Source organism: Cupriavidus neocaledonicus (assembly GCF_000372525.1).
GTDB lineage: Bacteria > Pseudomonadota > Gammaproteobacteria > Burkholderiales > Burkholderiaceae > Cupriavidus > Cupriavidus neocaledonicus.
Map to the genome: position 1 here is coordinate 146,660 of NZ_AQUR01000102.1, position 23,340 is coordinate 169,999.

At 69.2% G+C, this 23,340-nt stretch carries 24 protein-coding genes; 8 read left to right on the forward strand and 16 right to left on the reverse strand.

Annotation, left to right across the window (positions count from 1 at the left end; all coding sequences use genetic code 11):
* Nucleotides 1-114: 114 nt before the first annotated feature.
* A complete protein-coding gene (locus A3AG_RS0120785; protein WP_018007280.1) occupies nt 115-1,041 on the reverse strand; it encodes a LysR family transcriptional regulator in 927 nt (308 codons plus the stop codon).
* A gap of 126 nt (nt 1,042-1,167) precedes the next feature.
* Here A3AG_RS0120785 and A3AG_RS0120790 point away from each other — a divergent pair, with 126 nt between their 5' ends.
* Both A3AG_RS0120790 and A3AG_RS0120795 read left to right on the forward strand, forming a co-directional pair.
* Nucleotides 1,168-2,187: an aldo/keto reductase gene (locus tag A3AG_RS0120790; protein ID WP_018007281.1), complete on the forward strand. Its 1,020-nt coding sequence runs from the start codon at nt 1,168-1,170 to the stop codon at nt 2,185-2,187.
* A 34-nt stretch (nt 2,188-2,221) separates the two neighbouring features.
* Nucleotides 2,222-2,647, forward strand: a complete 426-nt coding sequence (locus tag A3AG_RS0120795) for an SRPBCC family protein (protein WP_018007282.1) — start codon at nt 2,222-2,224, stop codon at nt 2,645-2,647.
* A 149-nt stretch (nt 2,648-2,796) separates the two neighbouring features.
* Here the strand turns inward: A3AG_RS0120795 and A3AG_RS0120805 are convergent, their stop codons facing one another.
* Genes A3AG_RS0120805 through A3AG_RS0120845 form a run of 9 tightly spaced genes read right to left on the reverse strand, consistent with a single transcriptional unit; the run spans nt 2,797 to nt 11,132 of the window.
* Entirely contained in the window at nt 2,797-3,150 is a 354-nt protein-coding gene (locus A3AG_RS0120805) for a RidA family protein (protein WP_018007284.1), read from the reverse strand.
* 45 nt (nt 3,151-3,195) lie between these two features.
* Nucleotides 3,196-4,365: an NAD(P)/FAD-dependent oxidoreductase gene (locus A3AG_RS0120810; RefSeq protein ID WP_018007285.1), complete on the reverse strand. Its 1,170-nt coding sequence runs from the start codon at nt 4,363-4,365 to the stop codon at nt 3,196-3,198.
* The gene (locus A3AG_RS0120815) at nt 4,355-5,734 is read right to left on the reverse strand and encodes an FAD/NAD(P)-dependent oxidoreductase (RefSeq protein WP_018007286.1); all 1,380 of its coding nucleotides are present in this window, start codon (nt 5,732-5,734) and stop codon (nt 4,355-4,357) included. Before A3AG_RS0120815 ends, A3AG_RS0120810 begins: the two co-directional genes overlap by 11 nt.
* Nucleotides 5,727-6,095 (reverse strand): (2Fe-2S)-binding protein, encoded by a 369-nt coding sequence (locus A3AG_RS0120820; RefSeq protein ID WP_018007287.1) that lies wholly within the window; start codon nt 6,093-6,095, stop codon nt 5,727-5,729. Before A3AG_RS0120820 ends, A3AG_RS0120815 begins: the two co-directional genes overlap by 8 nt.
* On the reverse strand, nt 6,085-7,221 hold the full coding sequence (locus A3AG_RS0120825) for an NAD(P)/FAD-dependent oxidoreductase (protein ID WP_018007288.1): 1,137 nt from the start codon (nt 7,219-7,221) through the stop codon (nt 6,085-6,087). Before A3AG_RS0120825 ends, A3AG_RS0120820 begins: the two co-directional genes overlap by 11 nt.
* 12 nt (nt 7,222-7,233) lie before the next feature.
* Nucleotides 7,234-8,028 carry an ABC transporter permease gene (locus tag A3AG_RS0120830; RefSeq protein WP_018007289.1) on the reverse strand — a complete coding sequence of 265 codons (795 nt, stop codon included), beginning with the start codon at nt 8,026-8,028 and terminating at the stop codon, nt 7,234-7,236.
* 12 nt (nt 8,029-8,040) lie between these two features.
* Entirely contained in the window at nt 8,041-8,934 is an 894-nt protein-coding gene (locus tag A3AG_RS0120835; RefSeq protein ID WP_026164346.1) for an ABC transporter permease, read from the reverse strand.
* 34 nt (nt 8,935-8,968) lie between these two features.
* Nucleotides 8,969-10,048, reverse strand: coding sequence for an ABC transporter ATP-binding protein (locus tag A3AG_RS0120840; RefSeq protein WP_018007291.1), 1,080 nt, complete (start codon nt 10,046-10,048; stop codon nt 8,969-8,971).
* 52 nt (nt 10,049-10,100) lie between these two features.
* Complete coding sequence (locus A3AG_RS0120845) at nt 10,101-11,132, reverse strand: ABC transporter substrate-binding protein (protein WP_018007292.1); 1,032 nt, start codon at nt 11,130-11,132, stop codon at nt 10,101-10,103.
* Between the two features lie 186 nt (nt 11,133-11,318).
* On the opposite strand from A3AG_RS0120845, the gene A3AG_RS0120850 reads away from it, so the two are divergent.
* Entirely contained in the window at nt 11,319-12,227 is a 909-nt protein-coding gene (locus A3AG_RS0120850) for a LysR substrate-binding domain-containing protein (RefSeq protein ID WP_018007293.1), read from the forward strand.
* Nucleotides 12,228-12,234: 7 nt separating this feature from the next.
* On the opposite strand, the gene A3AG_RS0120855 is transcribed toward A3AG_RS0120850, so the two are convergent.
* Complete coding sequence (locus A3AG_RS0120855) at nt 12,235-13,161, reverse strand: LysR substrate-binding domain-containing protein (protein WP_018007294.1); 927 nt, start codon at nt 13,159-13,161, stop codon at nt 12,235-12,237.
* Nucleotides 13,162-13,334: 173 nt separating this feature from the next.
* Here A3AG_RS0120855 and dkgB point away from each other — a divergent pair, with 173 nt between their 5' ends.
* The 3 genes from dkgB to A3AG_RS34065 all read left to right on the forward strand — a co-directional run bounded on the left by dkgB (nt 13,335) and on the right by A3AG_RS34065 (nt 16,101).
* Entirely contained in the window at nt 13,335-14,141 is an 807-nt protein-coding gene (gene dkgB, locus A3AG_RS0120860) for a 2,5-didehydrogluconate reductase DkgB (RefSeq protein ID WP_018007295.1), read from the forward strand.
* A 72-nt stretch (nt 14,142-14,213) separates the two neighbouring features.
* Entirely contained in the window at nt 14,214-15,329 is a 1,116-nt protein-coding gene (locus A3AG_RS0120865; protein ID WP_018007296.1) for an alkene reductase, read from the forward strand.
* Between the two features lie 385 nt (nt 15,330-15,714).
* Complete coding sequence (locus tag A3AG_RS34065; protein WP_145987521.1) at nt 15,715-16,101, forward strand: hypothetical protein; 387 nt, start codon at nt 15,715-15,717, stop codon at nt 16,099-16,101.
* Between the two features lie 39 nt (nt 16,102-16,140).
* Here the strand turns inward: A3AG_RS34065 and A3AG_RS0120875 are convergent, their stop codons facing one another.
* Nucleotides 16,141-16,377, reverse strand: a complete 237-nt coding sequence (locus A3AG_RS0120875) for a DUF2795 domain-containing protein (RefSeq protein ID WP_018007298.1) — start codon at nt 16,375-16,377, stop codon at nt 16,141-16,143.
* Between the two features lie 327 nt (nt 16,378-16,704).
* On the opposite strand from A3AG_RS0120875, the gene A3AG_RS0120880 reads away from it, so the two are divergent.
* Nucleotides 16,705-17,676 (forward strand): Bug family tripartite tricarboxylate transporter substrate binding protein, encoded by a 972-nt coding sequence (locus tag A3AG_RS0120880; protein ID WP_018007299.1) that lies wholly within the window; start codon nt 16,705-16,707, stop codon nt 17,674-17,676.
* Between the two features lie 4 nt (nt 17,677-17,680).
* On the opposite strand, the gene A3AG_RS0120885 is transcribed toward A3AG_RS0120880, so the two are convergent.
* The 3 genes from A3AG_RS0120885 to A3AG_RS0120895 form a co-directional block, all read right to left on the reverse strand.
* Nucleotides 17,681-18,577: a LysR substrate-binding domain-containing protein gene (locus A3AG_RS0120885; RefSeq protein ID WP_026164347.1), complete on the reverse strand. Its 897-nt coding sequence runs from the start codon at nt 18,575-18,577 to the stop codon at nt 17,681-17,683.
* Nucleotides 18,578-18,686: 109 nt separating this feature from the next.
* The gene (locus tag A3AG_RS0120890; RefSeq protein ID WP_018007301.1) at nt 18,687-19,928 is read right to left on the reverse strand and encodes a metal-dependent hydrolase family protein; all 1,242 of its coding nucleotides are present in this window, start codon (nt 19,926-19,928) and stop codon (nt 18,687-18,689) included.
* A 1-nt stretch (nt 19,929) separates the two neighbouring features.
* The gene (locus A3AG_RS0120895; RefSeq protein WP_018007302.1) at nt 19,930-21,255 is read right to left on the reverse strand and encodes an MFS transporter; all 1,326 of its coding nucleotides are present in this window, start codon (nt 21,253-21,255) and stop codon (nt 19,930-19,932) included.
* Nucleotides 21,256-21,701: 446 nt separating this feature from the next.
* Here A3AG_RS0120895 and A3AG_RS0120900 point away from each other — a divergent pair, with 446 nt between their 5' ends.
* A complete protein-coding gene (locus A3AG_RS0120900; RefSeq protein ID WP_018007303.1) occupies nt 21,702-22,415 on the forward strand; it encodes a hypothetical protein in 714 nt (237 codons plus the stop codon).
* On the opposite strand, the gene A3AG_RS0120905 is transcribed toward A3AG_RS0120900, so the two are convergent.
* A complete protein-coding gene (locus tag A3AG_RS0120905; protein WP_018007304.1) occupies nt 22,372-23,322 on the reverse strand; it encodes a carbohydrate kinase family protein in 951 nt (316 codons plus the stop codon). The two genes, A3AG_RS0120900 and A3AG_RS0120905, sit on opposite strands and share 44 nt — an antisense overlap.
* Nucleotides 23,323-23,340 lie beyond the last annotated feature (18 nt).

Below are 23,340 nucleotides of genomic sequence, written 5' to 3' on the forward strand. Positions count from 1 at the left end.
GCCAGCTTGACGGTGCCTAAGGCTATTAGAGGCGGGATAGCGTGGGTGTCAAGGACGCCGCCGCGCGGCAACCCACGGATGGATGCCAGCGTTGCAGCGCAATACCGGTGCGGCTCACGCTGCCTGTGCCGCGGTGTGCGCCATGGCCATCCTGCTCGACTGCAGCAGCGTCTTGCGGAAGATCTCCACCAGCGGCCGCAGGTTGACCTTGTGCCAGGCAGCCCACAAGGGGGTGCGGTAGTCGAGCCACGACAGTTCGTGCAGCACGACGCCTGCGGGGGCCTGGTGACGCAGGCTCTGCTGGATGGTGGTCATGCCAAGCCCCGCGGCCACCAGCCCCAACGCGGCCAGCGGCTCGGTCGCTTCCATGGTGATGGTGGGGGTAAAACCTGCCCTGGCGCAGGCCGCGATGAAGGCGTCGTGCCGCAGCGCGGTTTCCTGGTGCATCACGCCGATCCACTTCTGCGCGGCGAGGTCGGCCGGGGTGAGCGACTTCGCCCCAGCCAGCAGATGCCCCTCGGGCAGCGCCAGCAGCATCGGGTCGTTGAGTACCTGCGCGGCCTCGAGGTCCGGATCGTCCGGCAAGGGCGGCTCGCACACCAGCGCGATATCGAGGCTGCGCTGGCGCAGTCCTTCGAGCTGCGTTGCCGATTGCTGGTTGTAGAGCGCGATATGGACGGCGGGCCGGTCATGGCGCAGCTCGCGCAGCGCGTTCGGCAGGATGCCGGAGTGCATCGCGTATTCCAGGTAGCCAATGCACAGGCCGCCTTCATCGCCGCGCCCGAGCCGGCGGGCCAGCGATTCGAGCCGGGTGCCGTGGGTGAGGAAGGCCCGCGTCTCCGCCAGGAAAGTGCGGCCGTCGCGCGTCAGGCGTATGCGCTGCTGGGAGCGCTCGAACAGCACCAGCCCCAGCTTCTCTTCAAGCTGGGCAATCTGCCGGCTAAGTGGCGATTGGGAGATATGGAGCCGCTCGGCGGCACGGCCGACGTGCTCTTCCTCGGCCACGGCGACGAAATAGTGGAGTTGGCGGATATCCAGCATGTGTAGCTCTGGGGCGATACGCGACAGTCAGACCGATAGGGTATCAAGTCTTTCAAATTCCGTCTTGGACAGACTTAACCCGCCACCCTAGACTGCCTTCACCCCAACTTACTTTGTGGAGCAGTCATGAGCATCAAGGACAAACTGGCCGGCAACGTACTCGGCTTTGGTACCGCCCCGCTGGGCAATATGTTCCGCGACATCCCGGAAGCGGAGGCGCAGGCCACGGTGGACGCGGCCTGGGCGCAAGGCGTGCGCTACTACGACACCGCGCCGTTCTACGGCGCCGGGCTGGCCGAAATCCGGCTGGGCGAGGCGTTGTCCCGGCACCCGCGCGATGAATACGTGCTCAGCACCAAGGTCGGCCGCCTGATCCTGGACGAAGTCGAGGACGCCGGCGCGCGGGCGCTGGGCGAAAAGAGCGGCCTGTTCGCGGCCGGGCGCCCGAACAAGATCGTCAACGACTACTCGGCGGATGCCACGCTGCGGTCGATCGAGGACAGCCTGAAGCGAATGAAGAGCGATCGGCTCGATATCGTCTGGGTCCACGACATCGCCCAGGACTTCTACGGCGACGCCTGGCTGTCCTATTTCGAGACCGCACGCACCGGCGCCTTCCGCGCGCTGAGCAGGCTGCGCGACGAAGGTGTGATCAAGGCCTGGGGCCTGGGCGTGAACCGTGTCGAGCCGATCGAACTGACCCTGGACCTGGACGAGGCGCAGCCGGACGGCTTCCTGCTGGCGGGCCGCTATTCGCTGCTCGACCACGAGCGCGCGCTGCAGCGCCTGATGCCGAAGGCGGCTGAGCGCCACACCGAGATTGTCGTCGGCGGCCCGTACAGCTCCGGCATCCTCGCCGGCGGCTCGCACTTCGAGTACCAGAAGGCACCGCCCGAGATCATCGCCCGGGTCGAGCGCATCAAGGCGGTCGCGCAACGCCACGGGGTGAGCATCAAGGCCGCGGCGCTGCAATTCGTGCTGGCCAATCCGGCGGTGGCCGCGGTGATCCCGGGCGCGAGCCGGCCGGAGCGCATCGCCGAGGACGTGGCGGCGCTGAACGAGAAGATTCCGGTCGATTTCTGGCGCGAGCTGCGCGCGCAGCAACTGGTCGCGGTGAACGCGCCGCTGCCTGGCGATCGCGTCTGAGCCTGTTGTGCATTCTGATTTCAAGGAGCCAGCCATGGCACAAGCTTCTGCAACGATCACGCTGCCGGTGTCGCCGGACCGCGTCTGGCAACTGATTGGCGGCTTCGATTCGCTGCCCGACTGGCTGCCGTATATTCCCAGGAGCGAACTGAGCGAGGGCGGCCGTGTGCGCAGCCTCGTCAATCCGGATGGCGACGCCATCGTCGAACAGCTCGAGGCCTTCGACCAGGACGCGCGCAGCTACACCTACTCGATCCTGCGGGCGCCGTTCCCGGTTACCGGCTACCGCTCCACGCTGCGCGTGGTCGGCATCGACGGCGACCAGGGCGCTCGCGTCGAGTGGTCCGGCCAGTTCACGCCCGCAGGGGTGAGCGACGACGAGGCATCGCGGCTGTTCGAGGGCATCTATCGCGATGGCTTGCAGGCCCTGCAAGCGACACTGGCCGGAGCGGCGTCATGAAGCGCATGCTTGCGCTAGGGATGGCCGTGGCGGCCATGGCTGGCACGATGACGCAGGCCCACGCGGCCGCCGACGTGCCGGGCGAGGGCCGCGTGCTGTTCCAGTACGGCGAGTAAGGCCGCGGGATGGCGGTCTGGCGCGCTGCGGCGTCAGACCGCCGCCGTCACGATGATCTCCACCAGCAGTTCCGGCCGCGCCAGCCTGGCCTCGCAGGTGGCGCGCGTGGGTACCGCGTCCTCGGGGATCCACGCTTCCCAGGCAGCGTTCATGCCGGCGAAGTCCTGGTCGATATCCTTGAGCCAGATCTGCGCGGACAGCAGCCGGCTGCGGTCGCTGCCGACGCTGGCGAGGTAGCCGTCGATCTTCTCCAGCACATCGCGCGTCTGCGCGCCGATATCGCCGGAAGGATCGGTGGCGGTGACGCCGGCCACGTACACCACGCCGTTATGCACGACGAGGCGGGAAAGGCGTTTGGTGGACTGGAAGCGCTGGATATTGCTCATCCGTAAGACCTCGGGAAAAAAGTTGGAAAGGGAGCCGGCTGGAAGCTAGTCGCGCAGCGCGCCGGCCATGGCACTGCGGGGTTGGTCGAAACGGTCGACGGCAAAGGCGTCGATCGGCAGGGCGGAGCGGCCCTCGGTGACAAGATCGGCAACGATCTGTCCCACGATCGGCCCCAGTTCGAAGCCGTGCGCGGAGAAGCCGAAGGCATGCACCACGCCCGGTGCAGACCGGCTTGGCCCGATCACCGGTATCTGGTCCGGCAGGAACGCCTCGACCCCGGCCCAGGCGCGATTGATGCCCAGCGGGCCCAGGTGCGGGAACAGCGCGGTCACGGTCTGCGCGCTGGCGCCGAGCCCGAGCATGTCGACTTCGCCGTGGCGGGCCCGGGCATCGGCAGGGCAGCGCAGGCCGCCCCCGATCAGCACGGTGCCGTTGTCGAACTGCTTGAACGACAGTGCGCGCCCGGTGGCGCCCAGCACCGGCCTGACGAACGGCGCCACGCGATGCGTGATCATCAGCATCAGTCCGCCGGCCTCGACCGGCACGGGCTCGCCGAGCTGCGCCGCGAAGGTGCCGGCCCATGCGCCGGCCGCGTTGACCAGCCGCTGCGCGCGGAACACGCCGCGCGGGGTGTGCACGTGCCAGTTGCCGCGCGCGTATTCGAGGCGTCCGGCCGGGGTGGCTTCATGGATGGTGGCGCCGGCGGCCTCGGCGGCGCGGCGGAACGCGGTGACGGCCCGGTAGGGCAGCGCATGGCCGTCGCGACGTGCCCAGATCGCGCCGGTGACATGGGGGGCGATCGACGGCACCAGGGCCCGCACCGTGTGCGCGTCGACCAGCGTTTCGTGGGTGAAGCCCAGTGCTTCGAGCTGGGCCACGCGCCGGCGCAGCACGTCGAGTTCGGCGTCGGTCTCTGCCACCTTGAGCTGGCCGCTGGGGACGAAACCGGCGTCGTCGCCGGTCAGGTCCGCCAGCCGGTGCCACAGCGCGAGCGACGCCAATGCCAGCGGAATCTCGGCCAGGTGGCGCCCCAGCGTGCGCACGCCGCCGGCGTTGACCCCCGACGCGTGGCGGCCGCAATAGTCGGCTTCGAGCAGCGTCACGCGCAGGCCCTTGCGCGCCAGGTGCAGCGCGCTCGAGGTGCCTTGCAGCCCGCCGCCGATCACGATCACGTCGGCATCGGATCCGCTGCCGTGGCGCGCGTCAGCCTTCATTGGCCAGTTCTCCGAGTGTCACCGGCTTGATCGGCGGACGAATGCGGTAGTAGCCGACCTCCTGCGGCGGCACGCCGCGCGCGTCGGCGATGACCTCGGTAACCGTCAGGCCGCACTGGCGCCCCTGGCACGGCCCCATGCCGCAGCGGCCGAACGACTTGGCCTGGTTGGGCCCGCTGCAGCCCAGCGCGACGAAGCCGCGGATGGCGCCGGCGGTCACTTCCTCGCAGCGGCAGACGATGACGTCGTCCGCCGGTACGCGGTTGGCCGGCTTGGGGCGGTACAGCGCGTCGAGGAAGGGCCGGATGCTCAGGTGCGAGCGCAGCGCGGCGCGCAGCGGCGCGGCCCGGCGGTCGCGTTGCGCGGCGTCGAGGCGGCCGACGTTATGGGCCGCCGCCAGGCCGGCCAGCTCGCCCTGCAGCGCGGCGGCAACCGCGCCGCCGATGCCGCGGCCATCGCCGGCGACGAATATGCCCGGCAGGTCGAGCGCGCCCCAGTCGTCGACCACCGGCTGCCAGCACAGCTGCGTGTCGTCCCAGCGGTGCGCCGCGCGCAGCGCCCAGCTGAACTGGGTATTGGGCACCACGCCCTGGTGCAGCAGCACGGCATGCGTGGCAATGCGGTGCGACTGCCCGCGGCTGGTGAAGCGCAGCGCCCGCACCGCCTCGTCGCCCTCGACCGCCAGGTCCGTGGCGCCCTTGTAGAAGGGCACGCCGCCGCGCTTCAGCGCACGCATCAGCGCCAGGCCCTTCTTCAGGTAGCGCCAGCCTGCCAGCGCTCCGCCAAGATGGGCCAGCGCGCGCTGGTAGTCGGCGCCGTCGGTGGTGCCGACGATGGCGCGGATCGGCACGCCGGCGCGCACGTATTGCCAGCCGAGCAGGTAGAGCAGGGGCCCGCAGCCGGCCAGCACCACCGGTTCGGCCGGTACCACGTCGGCGCTCTTGAGCAGGATCTGCGCGGCGCCGGCGGTCAGCACGCCGGGCAGGGTCCATCCGGGGATCGGGAACGGGCGCTCCATGGCCCCGGTGCAGAGAATCACCTGCCGCGCCTGCAGGCTGGCGACACGGCCCTGGCGCAGGTAGTGCACGGTGTGCTCGCGCGTGACCTGCCACACCGCCGCGCCGGTGATGTGCTGCGCGCCGCTGGCGGCGAAGCGCTCGGCCAGCGCGCGGCCGGCGGCGTAGTCGGGACCGAGGATGCGCAGGCGTTCCGGTGGCGCGCTCTGGATGGCGCGGTAGATCTGGCCGCCGCAGGCTTCCTGCTCGTCCAGCAGGGCCACGCGCGCGCCGCTGGCCGCGGCGGCCACCGCCGCCGCCATGCCGGCCGGACCGGCGCCGATGATGGCGATGTCGACGTCACGCTCAGCCATGGGCCACCTCCGCGGCGTGGCCAGCCTCTGCCGGCGCGGGCAAGGGCAAGGTGCGCGCGCCGTCCTGCGTGTGCACGCGCATGCCTTCGCGCACCGTCACCAGGCAGCTTTGCCGGCTAGGCTGTCCGTCGATCTCCATCAGGCATTCGAAGCAGACGCCCATCATGCAGTACGGCGCGCGCGGCTCGCCGCTGACCGGCGAATTGCGGAAGCGGGTCACGCCGCTGGCCAGCAGCGCCGCGGCAACGCTGCAGCCGGCCGGCACCCGCAGCGGCGCGCCGTTGAATTCGATGGTGACGGAGTCGGCGCCGCCATGGGCTGCGGACGCGGCGATCCGTTTGAACAGGCGATCAGTGGGCATGGTGGAAGGTCTGGTTGGAGTTCAGGAAGCGGTCGCCGGTGAATACGTCGATCCCCTGCGGCGGTTCGCCGCCGGCCACCCACGGGGCGACGCGCAGCGCGTGCGCGGCGGCAAGCGTGACGCCGCTATGGCAGGTGGTGACGAAGGCGCCGGGGCAGGTCGGGCTTTCCTGGTAGATCGGGTAGCCGTCCGGGCTCATCACGCGCAGCGCGCCCCAGGCGCGCACCAGCTTCAGGCCGGCCAGCGCTGGGAAGCTGCGCACGCCGCGGCGCGCGATCTCGGCGAGCACGCCGGCGCTGGTGCCGTCGTCGAAGCCGACGTCCTCCATCGAGTCGCCCAGCTGGATCGTGCCTTCGTCGGTCTGGCGCACGTAGGTGGTGGGAAAGTCGAGGAAGTGGGTGGCCCGCTCGCCGACCAGTACCTGGCCACGGTTCGGCGCCACCGGCGCATGCAGGCCGACCTCAGCGGCGAGCCTGCGGTTGCCGAGGCCGGCGGCCAGCACCACGCGCGGCGCGGCAAAGCGCGCCTGGCCGGCTTCGCCCGCATGGACGGTAAAGCCGCCCGCTTCGGACCGGATCGAGTGCGCGCCGTGCCGGCCGACGATACGCACACCACGCCGCTGGCAGGCCGCATGCAGCGCGCGCAGCAGCTTGAGCGGATTGGTGTGCCCGTCCATCGGGGTATAGCTGGCGCCGACCACCTCCGGGCCGACGCCCGGCAGCCGTTGCGCGAGTTCGCGCTGGCCGAGCATCTCGAACGGATAGTCGCCCTGCAGCGCGTCGTGGATGCTCTGCAGGCGCTGGCGGCGCTCAGCCATGTCCGCCTCGGAAAAGCACAGGTGGAAGCCGCCGGGCTGGCGCAGGCAGACGTCGATGCCGGTTTCGTCGCGCAGCGCATCACGCAGCTGCGGCCAGAGCCGCGCCGAGCCCAGCGTCCAGCGCGCGTAGGGCTCCATGCCCAGGCCCTTGCCCTGGACCCAGACCAGGCCAAAGTTGCCGCGCGAGGCGCGCAGGGCGTCGTCGCCTTCGTCCAGCACGGTAACGCGCAGGCCTTGCCCGGCGGCGCCGTAGGCGATGGCGGTGCCGACCAGGCCGCCGCCAATCACGATCAGATCGGATGTGGTCATGTCAGTCGAAGTTCAGTTCTTGCCGATCAGCACGCGGTCGAGGCCGACGATGCGGTCCAGCAGCACCATCAGCACCAGCGTGCCGGCGATCAGCACCGTGGACACCGAAGCCACCAGCGGATCGATGGTCTGGGCGATCTGGTTGTACATCGCCACCGGCAGCGTGGTGGTGCCCGGCGTGGCGACGAAGACGGTCATGGTCAGCTCGTCGAAGCTCTGGATGAATGACAGCATCCAGCCGCCCACCACGCCGGGCAGGATCAGCGGCAGCACCACGCGGCGGAATGCCGTGAAGCGGCTGGCGCCCAGCGAGAGCGCGGCGCGCTCGGCATCGCGGTCGAGCCCGGTGGCGGCGGCCAGCACCAGGCGCAGCGCGTAGGGCATGACCACCACCACGTGCGTCAGGGCGAGCCAGAAGAACGACCCGGTTACGCCCAGCGTGGTGAAAAAGCGCAGGAAGGCCACCCCCAGCACCACGTGCGGAATCATCAGCGGCGACAGGAAGAAGGCCATCAGCGCGCCGCGGCCGGGAAAGCGATGGCGGACCAGCGCCAGCGCCGCGGGCACCGCCAGCGCCACAGCGATGGTGGCGCTGACCAGGCCCAGCGTCAGCGACAGCCAGATCGCGTCGACGATCTCGTGCGCACCGGCAATGGCGCGGAACCAGCGCAGCGACAGGCCGTCGGTGGGCATCGAGATATAGCCCTTGCCGGTGAAGGACACGGCAACCACCACCAGCAGCGGCGCCACCATGAAGGCGATGAAGAGGGCGTGGTACAGCAGGGAAAGGGGACCGTTCTTGCGCATGGCATCAGCTCCTCAGGCGTCGAAGACCTGGCGGAAGCGGCGCTCCACCAGCCGGTTGCAGCCGACGATGACGATCACGTTGGCGATCAGCAGCAGCACCGCGATGGCGGCGCCGAGCGGCCAGTTCAGCGTGTTCAGAAATTCGTCGTAGGCGGCGGTGGCCACCACCTTGAGGCGGCGCCCGCCGAGGATGGCCGGGGTGGCGAAGGCCGACGCCGACAGCGCGAACACGATGATGCTGCCCGACAGGATGCCCGGCAGGATCTGCGGCAGGATCTGCGGCAGGATCACGCGGCGGAACACCGTGAAGGGCGAGGCGCCGAAGGCCTGGCCGGCCTGCTCGACCTGCGGGTCCAGCTTCTGCAGCGAGGCCCATACCGAGATCACCATGAACGGCATCATCACGTGCGTCAGCGCGATGATCACGCCGGTCTGCGTAAACACCAGCTTCACCGGCGCATCGACCAGGCCCAGCCACTGCAGGGTCTCGTTGATCAGGCCATTGTTGCCCATCAGGATGGCCCAGCCGAGCGTGCGCACCACCACCGAGATCAGCAGCGGCCCGAGGATCACGATCAGGAAGAGGCCGCGCCACGGGCTGCGCATGCGCGACAGGATCAGGGTCTCGGGCACGCCGAAGACCACCGCGAGCCCCGTCACCGCCAGCGCCATGCCAGCCGTGCGCAGGAAGATTTCGTGGTAGTAGCTGTCGCCGAGGATCTCGAGATAATTGGCGGCGGTCATCGCCGGCAGCACGCCGCGGGTGCCGTCGAACGCGTGCAGCGACAGCAGGCCGGTGAGCAGCAGCGGCACCAGCAGCATCGCGCAGAACAGCAGCAGCGCGGGGCCCGACAGCAGCCACGGGGCGGCGCCGGCGAACGGTTTGCCCGGCGGGCGCGCCGCCATCGCGTGCGCGCCTGCAAGGTTGGGGGTGGCGGTATCAGGCATGGCGCGCCTCCGTCGCGGTTTCGCAGGCCAGCACGCGCAAGTCCTGGTCGTGCCACAGCACGCTGACCGCCGCGCCCTCGGCCGGCGGGGTCTCGCCCAGGTTGGGCTGGCTCACGCGCAGCCGGCCCAGCGCGCTGTCGACCTCCAGCATCCAGTGGTTGCCAAGGAACAGCCGGGTATGCACGGTGCCGGGAATGCCGCCGTCGCCCGACCGGCCCAGCCGGATCTTCTCGGGACGCACGTAGACCTGCACCTCGCGCCCGACCTGGCGGCCTTCATGCGGCACGTACGCCAGCGTGTTGCCCAGGCGCACTTCGCAGCAGCGCGCGTTGGTCTGCTCGACCACGCCGGCGAGGCTGTTGGTCTTGCCCAGGAAACCCGAGGCAAAGGCCGACTGCGGGCGCTCGTAGGCCTCGAACGGCGTCGCCAGCTGGACGATGCGGCCGCCATGCATCACCGCGATGCGGTCGCTCATGGTCATGGCCTCGACCTGGTCGTGGGTGACCAGGATGGTGGTGATGCCGAGCTGGCGCTGGATCGCGCGCAGCTCGATATGCATGTCCTCGCGCAGCTTGGCATCGAGGTTGGACATCGGTTCGTCGAGCAGCAGCACCTCGGGCCGGATCGCCAGCGCGCGCGCAATCGCCACGCGCTGGCGCTGGCCGCCCGACAGCTCCTTCGGGTAGCGCCTGCCGAGGCCGCCCAGGCGCACCAGTTCGAGCGCCTCGTCGATGCGGCGGCCGCGCTCGGCCGCGGCGACGCCGCGCATCTCCAGCCCGAAGCCGATATTGGCGGCCACGGTCATGTGCGGAAACAGCGCGTAGCTCTGGAACACCACGCCCATGCCGCGTTTTTCGGGGCGCAGCGCGGTGATGTCGCGCCCGTCGAGCACGATGCGGCCGCGCGTGGGTTCGATGAAGCCGGCGATCATCTGCAGCGTGGTGGTCTTGCCGCAGCCGGAAGGGCCGAGCAGCGACAGGAATTCGCCGCGCTCGACCTCGAGGCTCAGGTTTTCAACGGCATGGAAGCTGCCGAAGGCCTTCGCGAGGCCGCTCAGTGTCAGGAAGCTCATGGGTGTGCGGGGGCAGTCTTGGTGGCTGTCGTGGGGCGATCGGGCCAGGGGCTCAGCGCTCGACCGTGCGGTTCCAGCGGTTGGTCCACTCGGCGCGCTTCTCGTTGACCACGGTCCAGTTGGTCGGCAGCAGCGTGTCGATCTGGGCCTTGCCGTACGGCACCTTGGCGGCCACCTTCGGTTCAAGCTTGACCTTGGCATTGACAGGCCCCCAGCCCTGGCTGTCGGCCAGCACGGTCTGCACCTCGGGCGTGAGCAGATACTGGATAAAGGCCTGCGAGGCCTCGGCCACGTCGCTCTGCACCACCGGGCACGCGGCGGTCAGCAGCGCCGGAGCGCCTTCCTTCGGATAGACGAATTCCACCGGGAAGCCGGTGTCCTTCAGGCTTTGCGCGCGGCCGCTGCCCCACACCGCCAGCGTGACATCGCCGTTCTGGAACAGCTCGGTCATCTTGCCCGGCGACGGCTCCCAGGCCAGCACGTTGGGGCCGACCTCGCGCGTCAGCGCGGCGAAGCCCGGCTCGACATTCTGGTCGCCGCCCTTGCGCAGCTTGGCAAACATGATCAGCGTCTGCAGTCCGTAGGTATTGCTGATCGGCGGGATTGCGACCTTCTGGCGGAATTTCCTGTCGGCCAGCACCTCCCACGAATCCGGTTTCGGCAGGCCGGCCTTGCGGAACGCCTCGGTGTTGTAGACCAGGCCGGTCGCCACCACGCCGATGCCGGTGGCCTTGTCGCCGAGCTTCGCCAGCGGGTAGAGGTCCTTGTAGACCGGCGCGTCCTTGACGGCATCGCAGAAGCCCAGCTGCAGCGCCTGGTACATCGGGCCGTCGTCGAGCAGCACCACGTCGAGTTCCTGGCGCGCCTTCTGCGCCTGCAGCTTGGCCAGCGTGTCGGTGGAATTGCCCGCGACATAGACCACCTTGACCTTATGCCGGGTCTCGAAGGCGGGGATGATCTTTTCCTTGAACACCTTTTCGGTCGAGCCGCCGTACGAACCGACGTAGAGGGTCGGCTGCTGGGCCAGCGCGGCCGAGGTGCCGCACAACGCGACCACGGCCGCGGCGAGAATTTGCTGTTTCATGCTTTCCTCCCTGTTATGCACCGTCAACTTGCCATCGATCCCCAAAACCATGCAGGGGGGTTATCGTTGCACCGCAACGAAGAACATGCGGAAATATGCGGCGTCGGGATAGATTAGGAGGATGCCGTGGCCGTGAAAAATTCTTTTTTTTGGGCCGTCGATAACATGTTGTTATAGACTTGCCTGATGAAAATCCGCCAGCTCGAGGCCTTCCGGGCCGTCATGCTTTGCCAGACCGTTACGCGCGCCGCCGAGATGCTCCACATCTCGCAGCCGGCGACGACCCGGCTGATCGCTGATCTCGAAGAGGCCATAGGGTTTTCCCTGTTCGAGCGCATGCGCGGCCGGCTGCATCCCACCGCCGAGGCGCAGGCACTGTTCGAGGAAGTGCAGCGCTCGCTGGTCGGCATCGACCGCATCGCCCAGACCGCGCTCGACATCCGCGACATGCAGCGCGGCTCGCTGCAGATCGCCGCCGCGCCGGCGCTGGCGCTGTCGTTCCTGCCGCGCGCGATCGCGGCGTTCATGGCGGACCACCCCCAGATCCAGATCACGATGCTGCCGCACTCGTCGCGCACGGTGGTCAACATGATCTCGGAGCAGCGCTGCGACGTGGGCTTTGCCATCCTGTCGATGAACCACCCCAGCACGCACGGCGAGCGGCTGCTGTCGACCCGGATGGTGTGCGCCATACCCGCCGGGCACCGGCTTGCCGGCCAGGAAGTCATCCGCCCGCCCGACCTGGCCGGGGAGCGCTTCGTCTCGCATCCGCGCGTGCTGGACTCGCGCCTGCAGATCGATGCGCTCTTTGCCTCCTATGGCATCGAATGCAAGGTGCAGGTGGAAACGCAGGTGTCCTGGAGCATCTGCGCGTTCGTGGAGGAGGGGCTGGGCGTGGCGCTGATCGATCCGATCACCGCACTGGAGTACAAGGGCGACGGCGTCTGCTTCCGCATGTTCGACCCCCTGCTGACCACCGACTTCTCGGTGCTGTTCTCGGCGCAGCGGGCGCCGTCGATCCTGCTCAAGGCCTTTGTCGCGCACACCCGCGCGTTTGCGCTGGCCCGGCTGGATCCGCGCTTCGTGGTGGCCTAGGACATGGTCAGGGCCGGGCCCACGCTGCCGCCTGGCGCGCCCCAGCCTTGCCGCCGATCGCTTCGACCAGGTAGTCGACGAACGACGCGATGCGCGCTGAGATCGCGGTATTGCGGTAGTAGACCGCATGGATGGGCTGGCGCACGTCCTGGGTCTGGCGCGCCAGCACCTGCACCAGCCGGCCCGCCTCGCGGTCGTGCGCGGTCATGAAGTCCGACAGACACACGATCCCCGCGCCTTCCAGCGCCAGCTGCCTGAGCGTTTCGCCGCTCGACGACCACACCGCCGGCTCGATCCGGTAGGGCTCTCCGTCCGCTCCCAGGACCGGCCACACGTTCAGCGATTCGGGCTGGTTGAAGCCCAGCAGCGCGTGCTTGCCGAGGTCCTGCGCCTTGCGCGGGTGGCCGTGCGCGTCGAGATAGGCCGGGCTGGCCAGCATGCGCACCCGGCTGTTGCCGATCAGCCGGCTATGCAGCGTCGAATCCTTCAGGCGGCCGATGCGGATGGCCACGTCGGTGCGCCGCTCGAGCAGGTCGATGATGCCCTCGTTGCTGTTCAGCTCCAGCTCCACCTGCGGGAAGCGTTCGCGGTAGCCGCGCACCAGCGGCACGATCACATGCAGCATGAACGGCGACGCGGCGTCGACGCGCAGGCGCCCGGACGGCTTCTCGCGCCGCGCCAGCATCTGTTCTTCCGCGTTTTCGACCGAGTCGATGATGGCGCGCGCGTCGTGCAGGAAGGCCTGGCCTTCCTCGGTCAGCTCGAGGCGGCGCGTGGTCCGGCGCAGCAGCGTGGTCTTGAGCTTTTCCTCGAGGCGGGCAAGGGTGCGGCTGGTCGCCGAGACGGTGAGGTCGAGCTGTTGCGCGGCGGCCGTGATCGAGCCGCTGTCGACCACGGTGGCAAAGGCCAGCAGTTCGTCGAGCGTGATTTTCATGGGTGCGCCGGAATCAGGACAGACTGGTTTATAGACGATGCGGCAGCGCGTGGCAATCCTTGATTTCAAATCAAATATTTTTGTCCAGTAAAGGCGTTTATCTCATCAGTCCCGGACGGCAGAATGGCTGCATCGAACCAGCCTTCCCTGGCTTCTCCCCAGGAGTTAACACCATGAGCAAGATTCCCGCCTTCGGCCTCGGCACCTTCCGCCTGCAAGGCCAGGTTGTCATCGACTCGGTCCGCAACGGCCTTGAACTGGGCTACCGCGCCATCGACACCGCGCAGATCTACGGCAACGAAGCCGACATCGGCGAGGCCATTGCCGCGTCGGGCGTGCGCCGCGACGAGCTGTTCCTGACCACCAAGATCTGGGTCGACAACTACGCCCCGGACAAGCTCGTGCCGAGCCTCGAGGAGAGCCTGCGCAAGCTGCGCACCGACTACGTCGACCTGACCCTGATCCACTGGCCGGCGCCCGGCAATGGCGTGCCGCCGGAGACCTTCATGACCACGCTGGCGCAGGCGCAGGAAAAGGGGCTGACGCGGCGGATCGGCGTGTCCAACTTCAATATCGCGCTGACCCGCCAGGCCATCGCCGCGGTCGGCAAGGATGCGATCGCGACCAACCAGATCGAGCTGAGCCCCTACCTGCAGAACCGCGAGCTGGTGGCGTTCCTGCAGCGCGAAGGCATCCATGTGACGTCGTACATGACGCTCGCGTACGGCAAGGTGCTGGGCGACCCGGTGATCGGCGCGATCGCGCAGCGGCACCAGGCCACGCCGGCGCAGGTGGTGCTGGCTTGGGCGCTGCGGCTGGGCTACTCGGTGATCCCGTCGTCGACCAGGCGCGAGAACCTGGCCAGCAACCTGCTGGCGCAGACCCTGCGGCTGGGCGACGACGACATGGCACAGATCGCCGCGCTGGAGCGCAACGGCCGCGAGGTCAGCCCGGACGGCCTGGCGCCGCAATGGGACTGAGCGACCCGGCGCGCCGACATTCCCGATGACCCGTTCGCGGCCCCCGGCCGCGAACCTGACAGGACAAGCACCATGAGCAAGGATCCGCTGTTTCAACCGCTGCAACTGGGTGGCCTGACGCTGCCGAACCGCATCGTCATGCCGCCGATGACGCGCTCGCGCGCCAGCCAGCCCGGTGACGAGGCCAACGACCTGATGGCCGCCTACTACGCGCAGCGCGCCGGCGCCGGCCTGATCGTCAGCGAGGGCACCTATATCGCTCCGCTCGGCAAGGGCTACGCCTGGACGCCGGGCATCCACACGCCGGCGCAGGTCGCGGGCTGGCGCAAGGTCACAGCGGCGGTCCACGCCGCCGGCGGCCGCATCTTCGCGCAGCTCTGGCACGTCGGCCGGCTCAGCCACACCAGCCTGCTGGGCGGCCGGCAACCGGTGTCGTCGTCGCCGATCCAGGCGCAGGGCGTCAATGTCTTCATCGCGGGGGAGGACGGCAGCACCCCGGGCTTCGTCCAGGCCTCGGTGCCGCGCGCCCTGACGGTGGAGGAAATCGGCGAGATCGTCGCCCAGTACCGTGCCGCGGCGCGCAACGCGATGGCGGCGGGCTTCGACGGCGTCGAGCTGCACGGCGCCAACGGCTACCTGGTGAACCAGTTCATCGACTCCGGCGCCAACACGCGCACGGACCAGTACGGCGGCGCGCTGAAGAACCGGCTGCGCTTCCTCGGCGAAGTGGCGCAGGCACTGATCGACGGTACCGGCGACGCGTCGCGCGTCGGCATTCGCCTGGCGCCGCTGACCACGCTCAACGGCTGCGTCGACGACGATCCCGAAACCACGTACCTGGGCGCGGCCGAACTGCTGGGCCGGCTCGGCGTCGGCTATCTCCATATCGCGGAAGCGGACTGGGACGACGCGCCGCTGATGCCGGTCGCATTCAAGCAGCGGCTGCGCGAGGCCTTCCCGGGGGCGCTGATCTATGCCGGCAAGTACACCGCGGAGCGCGCGCGCGAGGCGGTTGCCGCGGGCTGGGCCGACCTGATCGCGTTCGGCCGTCCGTTCGTCGCCAATCCCGACCTGCCCGAGCGCCTGCGCATCGGCGCGCCGCTGGCGCTGCACCAGCGCGACACGCTGTTCGGCGGCGGCGCCCGGGGCCTGACCGATTACCCGACCCTGGCGCAGGCCGCGGCCTGAGTGGTTCCGCGGCGGACCCGAGCGCCGGTCACCGGGGTGCGCCGCGGCCATGGTACTGCTTTAGAGGGATATGCTCGTCCCCGCATAACTAGGCATGATCGGCACTGTCCGAATGCGCCCCCATTCGGCAATGTCCGCCCGCCAGGTCCCACCGGCGGGCGCTTTGTTTTTGGGGCGCGGCAAAACGTCATGAAGGTGCGAATCATTCGCGTTTGATTGGCGTATGCCGTCGGGCGCGCGGGGGAGGTCGCGCCGGAGCGGGACCACGCAGCAGATGCCAGGCCGGCGGGGCCACGCCGGAAACCCGGGAGCGCCGCCAAGACGGTGAAATTCGCTCGATGCGCGGCGGTGCAAGAAATAGAACGAGCCAGAGGAGAGCCAGACCGTGCCTGTCCACCAGTCGCCAGACCATAGCCTTGCGCCGGCACACCCCAACGGTCACCCTTGGTCGCTTGGAGCGGTCCTGCAAGCGCCGTTTGAAACCGACCCGGAGCGCGAGCCGACCGGACCGGAAAAAATTGCCCTGGCGCTGTGTTCGCGCTATTGCCGGCTCGCCGAGGTGGGCCCGCCGTTCGGCGCCGAAACGCTGGCGTGGCGGGGCAGCGCCTACGTCTATGTCTTCGGCTGGGACACGGGCGGCAGGCGCCGCCTGTTCGAGGTGTTCCGCAACCGGCATGACGCACTGGAGCCCGTGCTGGCATTCCAGTATCCCAGTCCGCTGCGAAAACTATTCCGGCACGATCTGGATCCGCTGTACAGCGATCGACGCTGAAATCCCGGGCATGGGTTCCGGCATGCGCGGCGCTCCCGCCTATGTGCCGAGGTGCCGCGCAACGGCCTGCGCCACTTCCGCGGCATCCCGGTAGTTTTGCTCGGGTATGCCCAGCAGGGCATCGACGATCGCGTCCTCCGCGTGGTTGTCGCGCGCGGTAGAAATCAACGCGCCGCGCGTCGCGGGATAGTCCAGGCCGCGCAATGCCTGCTCGAGGGCGGCCGGATCCCATCGATCCGTGCGCGGCGTTCCTTGCGGATGCCTGTCGTTTGCCATGGTTGCTCTCCGTGGATTGCGCCGGACGCGCGATGCTCCCGATCCGGACCACCTGCGCATTCCAGGCCCCGGCGCCGGGCGCTGCGGTCTGGTTGCCGACGTCGGAGCCTGATGGAAACGCAAGGCACATGCCATGGCAGAATCGCGCCCGCGTATCAGTGCTGCCGGCGTCTTCTGCGCAGTTCTGCATCGTCTGCGCTGTCCGCACATACCCCTAATTGACGGTAAAGTTTATATGCGTAAAATAAAATTCATAAATATGAAAAACGGCGGATGCGCCCTCGATGCTGCCACGCTCCCAGCCACCGCCATCCAGGAGACACCTTGATGCAACTGAATCCGCGCCGCCGCCTGATGCTGTGCGCCGCCGTGCTGAGCGCGCTGCCCGCGCTGGCCTGGGGCGACACCTATCCCAGCAAGCCGATCCGCATGGTGGTGCCGTTTGCCCCGGGCGGCGCCACCGACGTGGTGGCGCGCCTGATTTCGCAGAAGCTGGGCGAGGCGCTCAAGCAGCCGGTGGTGGTCGAGAACCGTCCCGGCGCCAACGGCATCATCGGCACCGACGCGGTGGCACGCGCGGCGCCTGACGGCTATACGCTGCTGCTCAATACCGCCGGCGCGCAGACCCTCAGCCCGGTGCTGTACAAGGCCGGCTACGAGCCGCTGAAAAGCTTCGCGCCGATCGCTCAGATCAGCAATATCGGCTTCGTGATGGTGGTGCACCCGTCGGTGCCGGCCAGGACCGTGCAGGAGTTCGTCGCGCTGGCCAGGACAAAGTCCCGGCCGCTTAGCCTGTCGGCCGGCAGCAGCATGATCGAGCTGATCGGCGCCACCTTCAAGAGCGCCGCGGGCACGCCGGACGTGGTCAGCGTGTCGTACCGCGGCACCGGCCCGCAGATGCAGGCGGTGGTCTCTGGCGAGGTCGACATGACCATCGATCCGTTCAACGGCATGGCGATGATCAAGGCCGGCAAGCTGCGCCCGCTGGCGGTGTTCGCGTCCAGGCGGTCGCCCGCGCTGCCGGAGGTGCCGACCATGCAGGAAGCCGGCTTCGACGGCATGGCGTTCAACTCGTGGGCCGGCCTGCTGGCCCCGGCCGGCACGCCCCGGGAGATCGTCGCGCGGCTGAACCAGGAGATGAACCGCATCCTGGCGCAGCCCGAGATCCGCCAGCGGCTGGCCGCGATCGACTACGAGGTGGTGGGCGGCACCCCGGAACAGTTCGCCGCCACCATCGCCGAGGACGCGGCAAGGTGGGCGAAGATCGTCAAGGAAACGAATTACAAGGCGGGTTCCTGAGCCTTCACGACGCCGCCTGGCGCACCAGCCAGTTGCGGAACGCGCGCGCCGCCGCCGGTTCCATGCGGTCGCGCGGCCATACCGCGTAATACCCGCCGCCCAGGCTGGCGCTGGCGTCGCAGGCGCGCACCAGCAGGCCGTCGCGCAGGCAGGCATCGATCATGTGGCGCCAGCCCAGCGCGATGCCCTGGCCCTCCATGGCCAGCTGCAGCAGGATCGGATACTGGTTCGAAGTCAGCACGTTGCGGGGCGTGGCGTCGGGCAGGCCCTGGTGGGCCAGCCAGGTCTGCCATGACATCCACTGGCGCTGGCCGTCGTCGAGCATCAGCAGGGTCTCGCCGGCCAGGTCGGACGGCGCCAGCGTGCGCCCGCCGAGATAGCCGGGCGTGCACACCGGGAACACTTCCTCCCCGTACAACCGGCGCGCGGCCAGCCCGGCCGGTGGCCCTTCGCGCAGGTAATACAGGCCGATGTCGAACTCCGCCGGCGCCAGCGCCGACAGGCTGTCGTTGACGGTCAGGCGCAGCTGGATCTCCGGGTGGGCGGCGCGGAACGACGCCAGCCGCGGCGTCAGCCACAGCACCGCGACGCCGCTGGAGCACGCCACCGTCAGCGCGGTGTGGCTGCGCACCTTCATCACGTCTTCGGTGGCCTCGGCGCAGCCGACCAGCAGGCGCTGCACCACCTCGGCATAGCGTTGCCCGCTGACGGTCAGGCGCAGCGCGCGTGGTTCGCGGATAAACAGCTTGCGCCCGAGGAAGCGTTCCAGCTGGGCCACCTGGCGGCTGATCGCGCTCTGCGTCAGGTGCAGTTCAGCCGCGGCGCGGGTAAAGCTGCCGTGCCGCATCGCGGCTTCGAAGGCGACCAGGTTGGGCAGGGGCGGGAGCGGGGAAATGCGCATGGGGGCGTCCGGGCCGGAGATGCCGCCATGATAGACCGCCGGCATGTGCCGGCGGGTGGGGCGGGAGAAAGAGCGGGCCACTCGTGGCCAACGGCTGGGGTCAGCTGGCTCAGCCGGCGGCGCGGCGATGGATGCGGCCGGCCTGCATCACCACGCTCAGGCGTTCGCCTTGGCCGGCGATCAGGCTGATGTCGGCGAGCGGGTTGCCGTCGACCAGCAGCAGGTCGGCCAGCGCGCCGGCACGGGTGGTGCCGAGCTCGCCTTCGCGCTGCACGATGGCCGCGGCGATCGAGGTCGCCGAACGGATCGCTTCCAGGTTGCCCAGCAACTCGGCGCGGATGCGGAACTCGTCGGCCTGGTGGTCGTGCATCTCGCCGAGCAGGTCGGAGCCATAGCCCATCGGCACGCCGGCATCGGCATAGAGCCGCAGCGAGTCGCGGCCGGCCTGGCGCACGGTCTCGATCTTGGCCACCGATTCGGCCGGCAGGCCCAGGCGGGCACCGTCGCGGGCGAGCGCATCGTAGGTGACCAGCGTCGGCACGACAAAGGCGCCGTGCCTGCGCATTTCGTCGGCGGCGGCGCGATCGACCAGGTTGCCGTGCTCGATGGTACGCACGCCGCAGCGGACCGCGCGCGTGATGGCGCGGCCGGTGTAGGCGTGGGCCATCACGTAGGTCTGCGCGGCCTCGGCCTCGGCGACGATGGCGCGGATCTCGTCCTCGCTGTACTGCGTGTTGCCGATCGGGTCGGTGGGCGAGGCCACGCCGCCCGACGCCATGATCTTGATCTGGGCCGCGCCCTTCTGGATTTCTTCGCGCACTGCCAGGCGCACGGCGTCCACGCCGTCGGCCACGCGCGCAATGGCGCCGGCGCGGAAGGCGCACGAGCAGGGCTCGAGCACATCGGAGCGCGGACGGAAGTCGCCATGGCCGCCGGTCTGCGACAGCGCCTTGCCCGAGGCAAAGATGCGCGGGCCCGGCACCAGCCCGGTGGCGACCGCCTGCGACAGGCCCCAGTCGGCGCCGCCGGCATCGCGCACGGTGGTAAAGCCGCGCTCCAGCATGCGCTGCATGATCGGCAGCGCGCGGATCGCGACCAGCACATTGGGCTGCACCGCGTTCAGGCCGAGATTGGCCAGCGACGCCAGCACGTGCACGTGGCAGTCGATCAGGCCCGGCATCACGGTCTTGCCGCGCGCGTCGATGCGCTGCGCATGCGGTGCGTCGATGGCGGGGCCGACCGCGGCGATGCGCTCGCCTTCGACCAGCACGTCATGGCCGCGCAGCAGCTCGCCGGTGCCGGGTTCGAGCACATCGCCGCCGTGGAAGAGGATCTGGGTATGGTGAAGCATGTCAGCGTTGTTGCAGGTAGGAAGGTTCGCGCACGAAGCGGGTGCCGACCAGGCTGATGGCAGCGGCGATCATCACGTAGATGGCCGGCGCCATGCTGCTGCCGGTGGTGGCGATCAGCCAGGTGATGATGAACGAGGCAAAGCCGCCGAAGATCGTCACCGCGAAGTTGTACGCGACCGACAGGCCGGTCGACAGGACGCGCGCCGGGAACAGCTCGGAGAAGGCCGCCAGGATCGGGCCGGTATAGGTGGCGATCAGCACCCCGAACACCAGCTGGAACACCAGCAGCGAGCCCAGGCCCGGCACATGGTTGATATACGCGAACATGGGCCAGGCCAGCGCCAGGATCAGCAGCGCCGAGCCGCTCAGCAGCACGCGTCGGCCGATGCGGTCGGCCAGCAGACCCACCAGCGGCGCGAACACCATGATGGCGCAGCCGCCCGCCATGCCGGCGGCAAAGCCGTCGGCCTGCGGCACCTTGAGCACCTTGACCGCGTAGGTCGGCATGTAGAACAGCAGCACGTAGGTGCACACGGTCCACAGGATCACCATCGAGAAGCTGGCGGTGGTTTCGCGCGGGTAGGTCCGGAAGATTTCCTTCAGCGGCGAATCGGCGCGCTCGGCGGTATCGCGAAACGCCGGGGTTTCATCCAGGTGGTGGCGGATGTAGTAGCCCACCGGGCCGATCACGATGCCCAGCAGGAACGGCAGGCGCCAGCCCCAGCTGTTCAGTGCCTCGGGGCTCAGCGAGCTGGTGACGAAGGTGCCCACCGCGGCGCCCAGCAGCACCGCCACGCCGATGCTGGCCTGGATCCAGCTGGAGTAGTAGGCGCGCTGGCGTGCGGGGGCGTATTCGGTCAGGAAAGCGGTGGCGCCGCCCATTTCGCCGCCGGCGGAGAAGCCTTGCATCAGCCGCGCCACCACGATCAGCAACGGGGCGAAGATGCCGATCTGGTCATAGGTCGGGGCAATGCCGATCAGCGTGGTGCCCACCGCCATCAGCAGGATGGTCAGCGACAGCGCCGCCTTGCGCCCGACGCGGTCGGCGTAGACACCCAGCACGATGCCGCCCACCGGGCGCATGAAAAAGCCCACGCCAAAAGTCGCCACGGCCAGCAGCAGCGAGCTGAGGTCGTTGCCGGTGGGGAAGAACAGCCGGGCGATGATGACCGCGAAGAAGCTGTACACGGTGAAGTCGAACCACTCCAGGCCGTTGCCGATCACCGTGGCGATGATGGCACGCCGGCGCTGGCTGGGCTGGATGGCGGGCGCCGCCTGGGTCGGCGGCGTGTAGGGCGCGCTCGTTGGCGCAGCACTGTTAGGCATCTGGATTCCTCCTCTGTGGCACCTGCCCGGGGCATGGGACGGTCGCTGGCCTGCGCCCGGCCGGGCAGATGGTGCAGACGATGTTAGGAGAGGGCGGCCGGCGCGCGGTAGCGATATCTCCGCATGCCGCCATGCGCGTGGCGCATGGGTCGGGTTGACCGCACCACGGGCCGGCATTACACTGCGCCCCGTTCCAGCCAACGGAGCTATCCGTGGACAGTTGTCCCAGTCCTTCTCGCGCAACGGGAGCCTTCCCGGCCGCGCCGGCGCGCTGAGGCACTGCGGTCTTTCGCTGCAGTGCCGCCGCCCCGGCGCTGCCATGCCCCATGCGGCCAGGCCGATGCCTGCGCCCGCCGGTGCCAGACCTCCCTTGCTGCCTTTCGATGTCTTGTCATGGCCCGTGTGTATCGTCGCCGGGTATATGGCTGTTTGCTCAGGAGGTTGCCATGGTGTGGCACCAGTTCTTCGTACGCGTGGCCGCGCTGGCCATGGTGGCCGCGGCCTGCCGGCCCGCGCTGGCGGCACGGCCGCTCATCACGGACGATGCCCGCATCGTCGATCCCAAGGCCTGCCAGCTGGAATCGTGGATGCAGTTCCAGTCCGGCGGCAATGAGCTGTGGGCGCTGCCCGGCTGCAATCCCACCGGCAACCTCGAGCTGACGCTGGGCGGTTCGCTGCAGCGCGTCGATGGCGGCTGGGACGGCACCAACGTGCAGTTCCAGGCCAAGACGCTGCTCAAGCCGCTGGAAACCAACGGCTACGGCATCGCGCTGTCGGGCGGGGTGATCCACCATCCCGATGCCGAGCCCGGCAAGGTGCTGGGCAACCTGTATGTCAACGTGCCGGTGTCGATCTCGTTCGCCGACGACCGCTTCGTCGCGCACCTGAACCTCGGCGCCAACCGCGACACCGGCAACCGCCAGACGCGCATGACCTGGGGCGCAGGCACCGAGACCCAGCTGCATCCGCGTGTGTTCCTGATCGCCGAGACCTTCGGCGAGAACCGCGGCAAGCCGTCGTTCCAGGGCGGCTTTCGCTTCTGGGTGGTACAGGACCGGGTGCAGGTCGACACCACCTACGGCAACGTGTTCGGCGGCGGCACGGGGACGCGCTTCTTTACGGTCGGCCTGCGTTTGCTGTCGCCGCCGTTCCTGCCGTAGCGGCCAGCAGCGCGTCCACCTCTTGCCGCAGCGGCGGATAGGCGCCGGCGCGGGTCGCGGCGATCGCCGCCGCGGCGCTGGCAAGACGTGCCTGGGCGCCGAGGTCGGCGGCGGCATCGCCAAGCACGCTGGCCATCCAGCCACCCATGGCCGCGTCGCCGCAGCCCACGGTATCGGCCACATCAACGCGGATTGCCGGCTGTTCGACCGCGGCATTGCCATGCAGCAGCGTCATGCCGTGCGCGCCGCGCGTCAGCATCACCGTGGCGCGGGGCGCCATCTCGCGCACGCGGGCCAGCGCCGCGCCGGGATCGAGCCCGGGGAACAGCCCGGCCAGGTCTTCGTCGGAGACCTTGACGTAGGTTGCCAGCGCCAGCATATGCGCCAGCACTCCGGCATAGCCGGGCGCGCGCATCAGGTCGCGGAAGTTAGGGTCGAAGGCAATGCGCTTGCCGGCGCGCGCGGCCTGCGTGGCTTCTTCGCACAGTCGTTGCGCCAGCGGCTGGCGCACCAGGCTGATCGAACCGAAGTGGATCACGTCGGCCGCCGCGCGCCAGCCGTCGGGCAGGCGTGCCGGATCGAAATGCAGGTCGGCGCTGTCGTCGCCGACAAAGAAATACCGCGGGGGATGGCGCGAGGCGACAAAGGCCAGCAACGGCGAACGGTCCATGCGCTGCAAAAAACGGCCATCGAGGCCGGCTTCGGCGCTGGCCCGTGCCAGGTCGTCGCCGAACAGGTCCTGGCTGACGGCCCCGGCAAAGCCGGTGGCAAGGCCGAGGCGCGCGCCTACCCGCGCCACGTTCCAGCACGAGCCCCCCGGCAGGGCCAGCCAGCTGCCGTCGGCCTGCCGGACCATGTCGGTCAGGGCTTCGCCGAACACGACATAGCGGGGAAGGGGCGTGGCCATCGATGTCTCCTTGGAGGT